A 12983-nucleotide genomic window follows, 5' to 3' on the forward strand; every position below is an offset into this window, starting at 1 on the left:
GCCTTACTACAACTCACGCCGCCTGCGGCTTTTCCGCAGGCAACCACTCTTCCAGCGTCACTTCAAAAGTCATGCAAACCGGGTTAGCTCCGGCGATGAAGGGACCGCCATAAACCGAACCTTCGGTATCGGCGACGACACCGGTCAGCGAGGCGCGCAGCGAGCCGTCCGGCTGGGCACGCACTTCGCCGGCAATGGAGACGATTTCCACAGCGGGACCGCGTATCTGCAAGAACGCGCCGTTGCGGGTGCCGAGACAGGCATCAACCAGACTGCCCAGCGCGCCGCGCACAAAGGCATTTCTGAAACCTTCGGCAAGGCACAGTTTTTCGACACCGAGAACAAGGTCTTCATTGGGTGCGATGCGGGCATAGGCCACACGCCCCATGGATCCGGTTTCTACAGTGTTATGCGTGTTCATCGGCGCGCTCCGTACGGTTCCTGGGTTGAAGAAGGGGAATGTTGGTTTCAGGGTCGAAGGACTGCTGCAGCACGAAACTGTCTAGTGAGGTCACCAGGGCGGAAACGCCGCTCTCGCCAACAATACAGGATTCAGTCAGCAGATGGCCGCCCTTGACGACACCCGCCGCGGTGCGCATGGCGGCATGGCAATGAACAATCGGCTCGCCCTTCATGCTGCGCCCGAGGGTAGCATTGCCGAAGACAAGCCAGGCCGCACCGGCGTCAATGGGTTTCGTATAGGCAATGACCGCCTTGCCGGAAGGGTCGGGCGGAGCGACGCAATAGGACAATATGTCGAAATAGCCGCCAAGAATGGTGAGCGAGGCATTCTCAATGCCGTTTTCGAAAAGCGGCTGCACGATTCCATCGTAAAGACTGCGGCCCGCCGCAATGAACAGCCGCACGTGGCGCGCGGATGGCGAGTGCAGGCTGTTGATGCGCACCGGCGAGGAAATGCCGGGATGGATCAACGTTCTCGGCCTTGGAAAATGATGCTGTTCTACGGGTGCCACGCCTGCTCCTCCCTGCTGCCTGTACCTTGCAGTACGGTACTTAAAAATCAGCGGAAGGTGCTTTCGAATGCCAGCGCCAAACCACCCGTCGGAAAACATTTCTTTCGCAGTCTGCCGCAGTGACGGCAGATTTTTGCAACGTATTGTGTGGAGACAGGGGATGACGAAACCGCTGGACAGAATTGACCGCAAGATATTGCGCACCCTGCTGGAGAACGGCAGGTTGAGCAATGCGGAGCTTTCGGAAAAGGTGGGGTTGTCGCCCAGTCCCTGCTGGCAGCGTGTCAAGCGGCTGGAAGACGAAGGGGTCATTCGCGGCTATACCGCCATTCTCGATCAGGCCAAGCTTGGACTGAGCGAAACTGTTATCATCGAGGTGATGCTGGAGCGCCACGACGACGAGGTTCTGGAACGCTTCGGAGAAGCGATGGCCGCTCTTCCGGAGGTGCTGGAAGCCTATTTGACGACAGGCGAATATGATTATCTCATCAAGGTGGCGGTGGCAGGAACCGCAGGCTACGAGCAGTTTCTGCGCCGGAAGCTCTACAAGATCGAGGGTGTACGTCACTCCCGATCCTGTTTCGCACTTAAATGCCTCAAACACACATTATCAGTCGTACCCGATCCCGAACCTCCATCAATGGAAGCGACCGGCACCGGCCGCGCCCCGGCAAGATAGCGGCAGCGGATTGCTGGTAAAAAGGTAGTAGTCGCGTTTGCGACCCCCTTCGTTCCTCAGCTGGTGACTGAACCGACTTGAAATTGTCGTTTCGGGGCAATGGCGTGCCGCAGAAGATCGCAGATGTCCAAGGTATGCGGGAGCTGTAGCGTCTCTATTCGATCTGAACCGGAACCCTCCCCCAGCCGCCGCCGCCGGGCGTTTCCACGACGACCGTTTCTCCAAACGAAAGCGTTACCGAGCCTTTGCCGGCTAGCGGTGTCGCAATGCCGGCCGCATCGATTACCGAGTTTTGTCCCGTCGCGCCGGCGTCACCGCCATGCAGACCGTAAGGACCAGTGATCCGACGGTCGGATTGAAGTGAAACACGTGCCTCGTGATCCACCGCTGTAATGGCGCGGATCAGACCTTCGCCGCCGGCATGGTGCCCCGTCCCGCCCGATCCCTGGCGCAGCTCATAACGTTCGATACGCAGTGGATAGCTGATTTCAAGCGCCTCGATCGGGGTGTTGAGCGTGTTCGACATATTGGCGTGCACGCCATGCATGCCTGCACCATAGGGACGGCCGCCCTGCCCCCCGCCAATCGTTTCGATATAGGTATAGGGCCTTCCGCTTCGGGGATCACGTCCACCAATGCCGATCAGGTTCATCGTCCCCTGACTGGCGGCAGCGATGCGATCGGGCGCGATAAGCGCAAAGGCGCGCAGTACCGTGTCTGCCACGCGTTGCGTGGTTTCAGTATTGCCCGCGCAGACGGCGGCCGGCGGCTTGGCATCGAGGAAACAGCCCTGCGGAATGTGAATTTCAACTGGACGCAACACGCCAGCATTTGGCGGAAGCGTTGCGTCGGTCAGTATCTTGATGGCGTAGAAGACCGCCGAATGCGTCATCGGCTTGACCGCATTGACATTACCACGCCGCTGCGGCGCGGTTCCTGCAAAATCGAATACCAGACGGTCGGGCGCAACATCGACGGCAACCTTGATCAGGACTTTCTCCGGGCTTGATCCATCGTCATCCAGCCAGTCTTCGGCCTCGTAGCGGCCGGGCGGCAACTCAGCGAGGCGCTTCAGCATGCGCCGCTCGGAATAGTCAAGAATGGCCGACAGGCCCTGTTTCAGCCCATCGACACCGAAACGGCCCACCATTTCCTGCAGGCGGGTCTCCCCGATCCTGAGAGCCGCCAACTGGGCATTGAGATCACCGCGCCTCTCTTCCGGCGTGCGCACATTGGCAAGCACCATGCGCATGATACCGGCCTGTTCCGCACCTCCGTCGTAAAGTAGGACTGGCGGAATGATCAGGCCCTCTTGGAAGATCTCTGTTGAGCTGCCGGGCATCGAACCGGGCTCCATGCCTCCGACATCCGAATGGTGCGCGCGGCTTGCCACGTGCGCAACGAGTTCACCTGCGGCGAAAACCGGAGCTATCAACGTGATGTCGGGCAGATGCGCGCCGGCAACGAAAGGGTCGTTGACGATGACGACATCGCCTTCCTTGAGCGGTGGCAACTGTGCAAGTGTCGGCGCAACGGCCCTCAGCATGGAACCAAGATGCACCGGTACGTGCTCGGCCTGCGCGACCAGCTCCGCATTCGCGTTGAAGATTGCGCAGGATGCGTCCATGCGTTCTTTAATGTTGGGCGAAAAGGCAGTGCATTTCAGCACGACGCCCATTTCCTGCGCGGTTGCTTCCAGGGCATTTCGCAGAACTTCGAGACGGATCGGATCAAACATGGTCATTCTGCTACCTCAACGATCAGACTGCCTGATTTGTGAACCGTGAGACGGTCGGCAGGATAAAGAACGGTGGTCGAAGAAACTTCCTCGATAATGGCGGGGCCGAATATCATGTTGCCAGCCTTGAGCTTTTCCCGGGCGTAGACCGCCGCCTTATAGAAGGCGCCACGCGCGCCGGTATCGCCAGGCTCGTAATAGACCGGGCGTTCGCCGGTTAGGGCATCGTCGTCGGGCACAGGGCCTCCGTCGTCGAGTTCGGGAAGCACCGGCGTTTTGATGCGGCCGATACCTGTGACGCCGAAGCCGGCGATCTCGATTGCGGCATTTTCGTCAGCATGACCGAAGCGGGCCCGGTGCGCGGCGTGAAACCGGCGAGGAAGGTCGGCCCACCAACAGGGTTCGCCGGGATTCACCGTCACTGACAGTTCAAACGACTGGCCCTGATAGCGCATGTCGATGCGTATTTCCACGTCGCGCCGGTCCGGCTCGACGCCATCATGATCGAGATGGCCGTCGGCGCGGTCAGTCAGGCGCTTGATGCGCAAAGCCGCTTCAGCTTCGCCATTGGCGGCATAGGGGACGACGTGTGTTTCGACGAAATCGTGGCGCAGGTCTGAAATCAGCTGTCCCAGCGCACACAGAATGCCAGGGGTCGGCGGCACCATTACACGCGGCATCTTGAGTTCGCGGGCTACGGGGCTGCCATGCATCGGTCCCGCACCGCCGAATGGCACAAGCGCGAAATCACGTGGATCATAACCACGTTCCACGGACACAACGCGGATGCCCCGAACAATGTTGGCATGGGCTACGCGCAATATTCCTGCCGCCGCCTCATAGACATCAAGACCAAGTGGTTGTGCAATGACATCGTTGATGGCTTTATGGGCCCCATCCAGATCAAGTGTCATCGAACCGCCCAGACGCGATTGCGGCGAGAACCGCCCCAGCAAAAGATTGGCATCGGTAACTGTCGGCAACGTTCCACCGCGACGATAGCAAACGGGGCCCGGCACCGCCTCGGCGCTCATCGGCCCCGCACGCAACGCCCCACCGTCATCAATCCAGGCAATGGAACCACCGCCCGCACCGATAGCATTGATATCGATAACCGGCAGGCGAATCGGCACGGTTTCGAGACTGGCCGAACGGGTGATTTCCGGCCGTCCAGCCCGGATGAGACTGATATCCGTGGACGTTCCACCAATATCCATGGTGATGATATCGGGAATACCTGCCAGCATAGCCACATGCGCGCTGGCGACTACACCACCGGCGGGGCCGGATAGAACGGTATGGACGGGCTTGAGGCGCGCTCCTTCGAGGCTCATCAGTCCACCGGCCGCATCCATCACCATAACCGGACGGTCGCGACCAAGGCCCAGCCCTTCCTTCTCATCCTGCAACATACCGGAGAGCGAAGACAGATAACGGTCCATGACCGGACGAAGATAGGCATTGAGCACCGCCGTCGAGCCGCGCTCGTATTCGCGGAATTCAGCATTCACCTCGACCGAAGCGGAAATTGCCACATGTGGGAGGACTTCAGCCAGAATATCGCGCGCCCGCAACTCATGGGAGGGATTGGCGTAAGAGTGGAGAAAAAGGATGGCGACGGCCTCGACGCCAGCCGCCTTCATCGCTTCACCAGCCGCGCGCACATCGGCCTCGTCGAGCGGCTGCAACTCTTTACCTGTCGGCAGAATACGGCCCCGCGCCGTAAAACAAAGTTCGCGCGGCACCAACGGTTCAGGCTTCACCCTGGTCAGATCGAACAGCGTCGGACGGTTCTGGCGGCCGATTTCAAGGAGATCGCGAAAGCCGTGATTGGTGAGAAATGCCGTCTTTGCGCCATTGCGCTGGATCACGGCATTGGTTGCCGTTGTCATGCCATGTCCCACATACGCAACATCCGCACCGCTCGCGCCCTGCAGGCCCAGGGCCTTTCGCAGGCCTTCAAGTGTGCCGAGCGCACGGTTGACCGGCGTGGTCGATACCTTCGAGACGGTGATGGTTCTCGTCGTCTCGTCATAGGCAATGCTGTCGGTGAAAGTTCCGCCGACGTCGGATGCGACACGTATATGCGGGGTCATAACTGCCTCTTGTGTAACAGTAACGTTGTCGTTACAAAAACAGAAGCAACGGGAGCTGTAAAGAGCTGTTGGCGATAACGCTGCAAAATTCGTTCCTTGCCGAAGAGAGGACAAGACGAGGCAAAGATGATATTCACCGGCCACGGAAGGACGACATGAATGAACGACAGGCCGCAGGCAACAAAGGTGAAGGAAAAGCCGCCAGGATCACACGCGGCGCGCACCTCGCGCACCCGCAAGGCCATTCTTGTGGCTGCGGCAGGCGAATTCGTTGCGCACGGTCTGGAAGGTGCAAATATCGAGGCTATCGCCTATTCGGCTGGCGTTAACAAGGCACTTGTCTATCGGCATTTTTCCCGCAAGGAAGTGTTGTTCCGGCATGTGCTGGAAGACGCTTACCGGGCGATGCGCGATGCAGAGGAATCGCTGGCGATGCCTTCGGATCCGGTTGCTGCGCTCGACCGGCTTGTGGAGTTCACCTTTGACTACTACCGGAACAATCAGGGCTTCCTGACGCTTGTCGGCATCGAGAACCTGCACGGTGGCGAGAACATCCGCGAATCGGAGCCCGAAACGGTATATGCCGGAAATATTTCCCGGATGGTGGCAGGCATTCTGGAGCGTGGCGCCACAGCTGGCGTGTTTCGCCCTCGGTTGGACCCTGTCGAGTTATGGCTGTCAATCTCGAATCTGTGCTGGGCCACGGTCTCCACGGCACACACCATCCGCTTTACCTTCGGGCGGGACGTTCTTGCTGAACCGGCGCGCAGCGCGCGCCTTGCCCATATCCAGGAAATGATCCGGCGTTACGCGTTGAGGCCGGACCACTTGTAGGGCAGTGCTTCAGACATCAGCGCGACGCAGCGCTGCGCCTCGTCATCCGAAACGCTGTTGGCCAGCGCAAGCAGAGAAACCCCGGTTTCGCCATAACGATTGTCACCGGGCGCGGGCGCAAAGGAAAGCGTCCAGACCTCGTACCCCGCCGCCTTGCGCGTACCGATCACATAGCCTTTTTCAAGGAACATCTCGATCTCGGCGCGGATGGTATCCGTTTCGATCTGCCATTGTTCGTAATGCGGGGCGTTGATTTCGAGGATGCGTTCGCGGGATTCCCTGTCCAGCCGCGCCATCATGCAAACCCCGGCATGGCCGATACCAAGCGGCAGACGCCCGCCCACGCCCGAAAGCAAGGGTTGGACCGGCGCTGCGCTGAGCTGGAAATCGAGGCAAACAGATTCGAAACCCGACCGCGCCATGAGAAAACTTGATATGTTTGTGCCGGCGGTGATGGAAATAAGCGCCGGACGGAAAAGATCGACCAGATCACCAATACCTGGCACGCGCTGCGCCAGCGCATAAATCGCGCTCCCCAGCCTGTAGTTGCCGCGCCGACCGCTCTGCTCAACAAAACCGTAATGAGACAGTCCCGTCAGAGCCCGATGCACCGCCGATTTAGCGTCACCGATCCCATCTGCGATTTCAGCAAGGCTCATGCCGCCGACACCCGCATTGCCTAGCGCCAGAAGAATTTCCGCACCGCGTTCGACATTGCTGGACGATTGCTTTGCCATGCTGTCCCCTGGGTTTCGGTGAATATATCATTCATTAAAATCCGATAATTGGAACTGGATTAGGCAATATGGCATGGGTAGTCAAGCGGGTTAAAAAATTGGGACCTCAAGCCGCTCGCCCAAAAAAGACCCGGCTCCCTATGGAGGGAAACCGGGCCAGCTTGGGAAATCAGAGCCCGTAAACGGATCTGGCCGCTTCGGAGGAAATGCGTCCGTCACGGACGTCGGCTGCAATGGATGCCGGGTCGCGCATGGAGGGCTCGCCATATCCGCCGGCACCGGGGGTTACGATCTCGAGAATATCACCCTTGAAGATGTCGCCGGCACCATTCACCAGCCGCTCGGGCGCACCGAGAATGGTGAAGGAGCCAAGACCACCTGCAAGGCCACCATCCAGACCCCAGGGGCGCGAGACGAAGCGGGAGCCACCGACGGAGACCCGGCAATCTGCTTCTGCGCGATACACGCGGCGAAGACCCATGCCACCCCTGAACTGTCCGCCACCACCGGAACCGTCGACCAATTCATAGGCAACCAGCGTTAGCGGATATTCGGTTTCAAGCGATTCCAGTGGCAGGTTGGACGTATTTGTCATGTGGACATGCACGCCGTCCAGGCCATCCTTGTTATGCCGCGCCCCGAAGCCGCCGCCGATAGTTTCGAGATAGACCCAGAGGCTGCCGTCCGCGCGTGTACCAGAGAAGCTCGCAACCGCGACAGATCCGTTGCAGGCAGCGGTCACGCGGTGCGGAACCACCTTCGCGAGTGCGCCATGGATGAGATCGACCACACGCTGGCATGCGGCAATGCGGCCATCGACTGCGGCCGGGTGAGCGCAATTGAGCAATGTACCCTTTTTCGCCGTCACATGGATCGGCCGGGCCAGACCGGCATTTGGCAGGACGGTTGGATCAACAACTGTCTTCACCGCATAATAGACTGTGGAAAGGAGCGCGGTATAGACCACGTTCAGACCGGCGCGAACCTGCGGCGGGCTGACGAAGTCAAGATGCATCTCGTCACCCTTGACGGTAATTGTCACCGAAAATTCGAGCTCGTCCCGCAGCGATTCCGCATCGAACATATCCGAAAAGCTGTAGGTGCCATCCGGAATGGAAGCGATGCCGGCGCGCATCTTGCGTTCGGCATAGTCCATCAGTTCGCGACCAGCAGCGAGAACCGTTCCGGTGGAATACTTGTCGCAGAGTTCCTTGAGGCGCGTCACGCCAAGGCGGTTCGCTGCCATCTGGGCGCGCAGGTCCGACATTCGCTCATGCGGCACCTGGCAGTTCAGGAGAAACAGCTTCTGGATGTCTTCCTGAAGAATGCCCTTTCGATAGAGGCGAACCGGGGGAATGCGCAGGCCTTCCTGATATATGTGGGCATGGCCGCGATCTGCGAAGTCGGAATGGTGCGCTGTATTGATCGCCCAGGCGATCAACTTGCCGTCCTGGAAAATCGGCTCCGCCAGAACGATATCCGGCAGATGAGTGCCGCCACCCTCATAGGCGTCGTTGCCGATAAACACGTCGCCAGGAGCAAGACTATCCGCGCCGACATGCTCCAGAATATAGGGAATAAAGCCGATAAACGAGCCGAGATGCATCGGGATATGTTCGGCCTGGCAAAGCATTGCCCCCCTGGCGTCGAACAGTGCCGTCGAGCAATCGCGGCGTTCCTTGATATTGGTGGAATAGCTGGCACGAACGAGCGCCTCTCCCATTTCCTCGACGGTGGAGGCAAATGCGCTGCCGATGACCTCGACAGTTATCGGATTGAGTGCTGCAGCAGGGTTCTGTGCGATGGCTGCATTCGTCATCATTTTCCCTCCACGATGAGGTTGAGATAGGCATCGACCGTAGCGACATATCCAGGCGGCAGAACCGTGGTCGAATCCATCTGGTCGATAATGGCAGGACCGGCGACGACGTTACCGGGTTTCAGAAGATCGCGGTTATAGAGCGTCGCCGCAGTAAAACCGCCGGCTTCGGCCATCCAGACATCACGCTTGCCGGAGATCGCAGCAGAGGAATCCTCGCCCTCCATCTCGCGGGCCTTGAACGCTGCTTTTTCGACGACGCCGCTTGCGACCAAACGATAGGTAACAAGCTGCACCGGCTCACCTTCGGCGATGAAGCCATAGAGCTGGCGATGCGCCTGCTCGAAACGCTCCTTGACGAGGCGGAAGGTTTCCTCGGTGATCGGGCCTTCCGGCAAGGCGACTGCGATCTCGTAATTCTGGCCGGCGTAGCGGCAATCGACGGTGCGGGTGACAACGCGGGCGGCTGGTGCGATTTTCTCACGCTCGAACCAGGCATTGGCTTGAGCAGAAAGGCCATCATACAGCGTGGAGATCGTTCCCGACGCCACCTGGTCGAGACGATGCAGGACAGTCGCCGAGAAGTCCGTTCTCAGATCCGTCATCAAGAGGCCAAGAGCGCATAAGACGCCCGGGGTCTTCGGCACGACGATGCGCTTCATGCCCAACTCACGGGCCAGACGCACGGCATGCACCGGACCCGCTCCGCCGAAGGCGACCAGCGCGTAGTCACGCGGATCATGGCCACGCTGGACCGAAATCACGCGAATGGCCTTGGCCATGTTGGCCGTCACGATGTCGAGAATGCCGTTCGCGGTTTCCAGAACGCCCATATTGAGCTTTTCCGCAAGCCGCTCGACGGCCTTTACCGACAGCGAACGGTCAATCTTCATTCGGCCGTTGAGCAGATATTCCGGGTTCTGTGTCTGAAGTACGACATTGGCGTCAGTGACCGTCGGCTCGTCATTGCCAAGGCCGTAGCAGGCCGGACCAGGATTGGCGCCTGCAGAACGCGGACCGACTTTCAGGTGATTGCCGGAATCGATATAGGCGATCGAGCCACCACCGGCCCCGACCGTGTGTATATCGAGCATCGGAGCCTTGATCGGATAACCGTGGACCACCGACTCGTTCACCACTCGGCACTGACCATCAGCAAGCAGTGCAACGTCAGAGCTGGTACCGCCCATGTCAAACGTGATGAGGTTGTCGATGCCGGTCATGCGACCAACCGCCTGGGCAGCGACAACACCGGTCGAGGGACCGGACAGAACCGTGCGTACCGGCATTTCGGCAGCAGTATCAAAGCCGATAACGCCGCCATTCGACTGGGTGAGCTGCGGCGCAACCGTGATGCCGAGATCGGTGAGCTTGCCGGACAGCGATTTCACATAACCCTGCATGACGGGGCCGAGATAGGCATTGACGACCGTGGTCGACAATCGCTCGAACTCACGGAATTCCGGCGCGATACGGTGTGACAGCGAATGGAAGGCTTCAGGAAACTCATCTTCCAGAATGCGGGCCGCGATCTTCTCATGCTCGGCGTGCATGAAAGAATACAGAAAATTGACTGCGACCGCCTTTACGCCATCGGCCTTCAGAGCCCGCACCGCTTCGCGCAATGCGGTCTCGTCCAGTGGTGTTTCAACAGTGCCAGTGGCCAAAACACGCTCTTCAATACCGAAGCGCAGGTGACGCTCGACCAGAAGTTCAGGCTTATCTGCCTGGAGGTCATAGAGGTCCGGGCGTTTCTGACGGCCGATTTCCAGCAGATCGCGGAAACCACCGGTCGTCAGAAGCCCTGTTTTTGCGCCACGACCCTGAATGAGCGCGTTTGTGGCAACCGTTGTACCGTGACCGACATAAGAAACGTCCTCGGCCTTGATGCCTACGCGCTCGATGCCATCGGCCACACCCTGCGTGATCCCGCGCGAAGGGTCATCCGGTGTCGATGAAACCTTCCAGATCACCACCTCGCCCGTCTCATCCTCAAACAGACAAACATCGGTAAAAGTACCACCGGAATCCACGCCAATCCGCCATGCCATGGCTCGCTCCTTCTTCTGGATGTCATAAGGCAACGCCTCATCTGGAGGTCGTGCGACACTGCCTTGATTGCATGCGCCGCCCGCTGCGAAAGCCAAGCCTTCGGCCCCGGAGAAACGGCTGCCGGGCAATCCGGGCCAGTTGTTCAGACCCTATGATCGGCTTCATTCCCTTGTCAATCTCAATTCCATTATTACGACCAGAATATTTCTGGTATTCCTATAATTAGATTATAAGACAAAATTACGCCGGACGTTAAAAAATTTGGGTTCTTATTCCGTTATTTGACACAAAGATTTCCCAATGAATTAATTAATGGAATTTCGCTTGACACCCGGAAAAGGCTCTCTTTATTGTTTTCGATATCGACGGGACCAGATCACGCCCACCGGGACAGACAGGTTTCCGGAAAGGTGGCGCGCCGAAATCGTCCACGCCGGCTGGCAAGCATGTATCAACACATAATGGGGAACTAACCATGATACTCGATCGCCGTACCCTTCTAAAACTGACCGCCGCTTCAGGTGCCGCATTTGCCATCGGAGCGTCCAGATCCTTTGCGCAGGCCTCTTCCGACACATTGCGCATCGGCCTTTCCACCTATCCCGCTCATCTGAAACCGTGGGTGAATGTCGGCTATGCCGGCCAACTCGTTTCTTCGCTGATCAACCGTTTCCTCATGGCCTACACGCCAGAAGGCAAACTTGTGGGTGAATTGGCCGAAAGCTTCGACCGAGAAGGCGACCGCGCCTGGGTGATCAAGCTGAAGGATGTTAAATTCTCCGACGGCCAGCCCGTCACCTCGGCCGACATCGAATGGAATATCGAGAAGATCAAGGCGGAGGGCTCCGGTGCCTATACCCGTGATGCGATGCTCGAAGTCGAAAAGGTCGAGATTGTCGATGACCGCACCTTCAAGCTCCTGACGAAATCACCGAACGCGGCGCTGCCGGCGCTCTTCGCCAACCCCTTCCTGCAGATCATCGCCAAGGGTTCGACCGACAAACAGGACCATGGCATAGGCGCGGGCCCGTTCACGCTGGCCAATGCAGAAAAGGGCGTAGGCCTGGATTTCGAAGCCTCCCCGCATTATTTCAAGGACGGCTTGCCGCATTTCAAGAAGGTTCGTGTCACCGCCTACGCCGACGAAAACCTACGTGTTGCAGCGATCACTGCGGGCGATGTCGATGTGATCGATTACGTTCCGTGGAGCGCAATGGACCAGCTCGACAAGGACGCCAGTGTTGCGCTTGAGACAGCTGCCACAGGCGCTTTCATGTTCCTGTCGTTCAACGGAGCTGGTGCGTTCAAGGACCAGCGCCTGCGGCGCGCCGTTTCCCTCGCCATTCGCCGCGAAGAGATCGTCAAGGGCGTGTTCTTCGGTCGTGGCGCAGTGCTCGAAGGCGTGCCGCGCTCGTCCGCGACGCCGTTCTACAACGCCGAACTCGCCAAGGGGCAGAGCTACGACCCCGACCGCGCCAAGGCGCTGATTAAGGAGGCCGGTGCAGAAGGTGTGACCGTCAATTTGCTCTCGACCGCGCAGTACGGCATGCACCGCGATACCGCCGTCATCGTCCAGGGCCATCTGGCTGAAGTCGGCATCAACGTGACACTGACGATGCCCGACTGGTCCACCCGCGTTACAATGGGTAACCGTGGCCAGGGCGATTTCGCCATTCAGGGTCTCGGCCTCGACACCTTCGATCCGGATGCGACAAGCGCCCTTATTGACCCGACGCTGTCGCCTACCTTCTTCCGCTCACGCAATTTCGAGGTTCCAGGCCTGACCGAGTTGCTCGCCAAGGGCCGTGCGGAGTTCGACCTGGAAAAGCGCAAGGCGATATATGCCGAAGTCGACAAGCTCGTCATCGAATACACGCCTTTTTGCGGTCTTTCCTACCGCGCCACCGGCTTTGCCCACCTGAAGCGCGTCAACAATTTCCATATGCTTCCGGACCAGATTTCTCCCTTCTCCGGTCGCCTTTTCGACGAGCTTTCGCTGTCGTAACATCTGGAATTAGCCCGGTCGGCACTCGCCTGTCCGGGCACCCGTTTCT

At 58.9% G+C, this 12983-nt stretch carries 10 protein-coding genes; 3 read left to right on the forward strand and 7 right to left on the reverse strand.

The annotated features are described in order from the left end of the window. Window positions 1-13: 13 nt before the first annotated feature. Both G6L97_RS13920 and G6L97_RS13925 read right to left on the reverse strand, forming a co-directional pair. Window positions 14-421, reverse strand: coding sequence for a PPC domain-containing DNA-binding protein (locus G6L97_RS13920; protein ID WP_161986946.1), 408 nt, complete (start codon window positions 419-421; stop codon window positions 14-16). Continuing rightward, window positions 408-974, reverse strand: coding sequence for a PPC domain-containing DNA-binding protein (locus tag G6L97_RS13925; protein WP_025596087.1), 567 nt, complete (start codon window positions 972-974; stop codon window positions 408-410). The genes G6L97_RS13920 and G6L97_RS13925 overlap by 14 nt, the downstream gene beginning before the upstream one ends. Before the next feature lie 160 nt (window positions 975-1134). On the opposite strand from G6L97_RS13925, the gene G6L97_RS13930 reads away from it, so the two are divergent. After that, entirely contained in the window at window positions 1135-1653 is a 519-nt protein-coding gene (locus G6L97_RS13930; RefSeq protein ID WP_112178591.1) for an Lrp/AsnC family transcriptional regulator, read from the forward strand. Between the two features lie 154 nt (window positions 1654-1807). On the opposite strand, the gene G6L97_RS13935 is transcribed toward G6L97_RS13930, so the two are convergent. Together G6L97_RS13935 and G6L97_RS13940 are read right to left on the reverse strand one after the other, a co-directional pair. Next, window positions 1808-3391, reverse strand: coding sequence for a hydantoinase B/oxoprolinase family protein (locus G6L97_RS13935; RefSeq protein WP_236773616.1), 1584 nt, complete (start codon window positions 3389-3391; stop codon window positions 1808-1810). A 2-nt stretch (window positions 3392-3393) separates the two neighbouring features. Next, the gene (locus G6L97_RS13940; RefSeq protein WP_025596085.1) at window positions 3394-5487 is read right to left on the reverse strand and encodes a hydantoinase/oxoprolinase family protein; all 2094 of its coding nucleotides are present in this window, start codon (window positions 5485-5487) and stop codon (window positions 3394-3396) included. Between the two features lie 159 nt (window positions 5488-5646). On the opposite strand from G6L97_RS13940, the gene G6L97_RS13945 reads away from it, so the two are divergent. Next, window positions 5647-6321, forward strand: coding sequence for a TetR/AcrR family transcriptional regulator (locus G6L97_RS13945; RefSeq protein ID WP_025596084.1), 675 nt, complete (start codon window positions 5647-5649; stop codon window positions 6319-6321). On the opposite strand, the gene G6L97_RS13950 is transcribed toward G6L97_RS13945, so the two are convergent. The 3 genes from G6L97_RS13950 to G6L97_RS13960 form a co-directional block, all read right to left on the reverse strand. Then, window positions 6294-7058: an IclR family transcriptional regulator gene (locus G6L97_RS13950; RefSeq protein WP_013761249.1), complete on the reverse strand. Its 765-nt coding sequence runs from the start codon at window positions 7056-7058 to the stop codon at window positions 6294-6296. The genes G6L97_RS13945 and G6L97_RS13950 overlap by 28 nt on opposite strands. Before the next feature lie 169 nt (window positions 7059-7227). Continuing rightward, entirely contained in the window at window positions 7228-8880 is a 1653-nt protein-coding gene (locus G6L97_RS13955) for a hydantoinase B/oxoprolinase family protein (RefSeq protein ID WP_236736259.1), read from the reverse strand. Next, window positions 8877-10928 (reverse strand): hydantoinase/oxoprolinase family protein, encoded by a 2052-nt coding sequence (locus tag G6L97_RS13960; protein WP_025596082.1) that lies wholly within the window; start codon window positions 10926-10928, stop codon window positions 8877-8879. The genes G6L97_RS13955 and G6L97_RS13960 overlap by 4 nt, the downstream gene beginning before the upstream one ends. A gap of 476 nt (window positions 10929-11404) precedes the next feature. Between G6L97_RS13960 and G6L97_RS13965 the strand changes: the two genes are divergently transcribed. Beyond that, the gene (locus G6L97_RS13965; protein WP_013761252.1) at window positions 11405-12934 is read left to right on the forward strand and encodes an ABC transporter substrate-binding protein; all 1530 of its coding nucleotides are present in this window, start codon (window positions 11405-11407) and stop codon (window positions 12932-12934) included. Window positions 12935-12983 lie beyond the last annotated feature (49 nt).

Source organism: Agrobacterium tumefaciens (assembly GCF_013318015.2).
Lineage (GTDB): Bacteria > Pseudomonadota > Alphaproteobacteria > Rhizobiales > Rhizobiaceae > Agrobacterium > Agrobacterium tumefaciens.

What these genes read in the sequence shown, in the direction of transcription:
- G6L97_RS13920 (WP_161986946.1), bottom strand. Translation starts at nt 421, where the DNA reads ATGAACACGCATAACACTGTAGAAACCGGATCCATGGGGCGTGTGGCC.
- G6L97_RS13930 (WP_112178591.1), top strand. Translation starts at nt 1,135, where the DNA reads ATGACGAAACCGCTGGACAGAATTGACCGCAAGATATTGCGCACCCTG.
- G6L97_RS13935 (WP_236773616.1), bottom strand. Translation starts at nt 3,391, where the DNA reads ATGTTTGATCCGATCCGTCTCGAAGTTCTGCGAAATGCCCTGGAAGCA.
- G6L97_RS13940 (WP_025596085.1), bottom strand. Translation starts at nt 5,487, where the DNA reads ATGACCCCGCATATACGTGTCGCATCCGACGTCGGCGGAACTTTCACC.
- G6L97_RS13945 (WP_025596084.1), top strand. Translation starts at nt 5,647, where the DNA reads ATGAACGACAGGCCGCAGGCAACAAAGGTGAAGGAAAAGCCGCCAGGA.
- G6L97_RS13950 (WP_013761249.1), bottom strand. Translation starts at nt 7,058, where the DNA reads ATGGCAAAGCAATCGTCCAGCAATGTCGAACGCGGTGCGGAAATTCTT.
- G6L97_RS13955 (WP_236736259.1), bottom strand. Translation starts at nt 8,880, where the DNA reads ATGATGACGAATGCAGCCATCGCACAGAACCCTGCTGCAGCACTCAAT.
- G6L97_RS13960 (WP_025596082.1), bottom strand. Translation starts at nt 10,928, where the DNA reads ATGGCATGGCGGATTGGCGTGGATTCCGGTGGTACTTTTACCGATGTT.
- G6L97_RS13965 (WP_013761252.1), top strand. Translation starts at nt 11,405, where the DNA reads ATGATACTCGATCGCCGTACCCTTCTAAAACTGACCGCCGCTTCAGGT.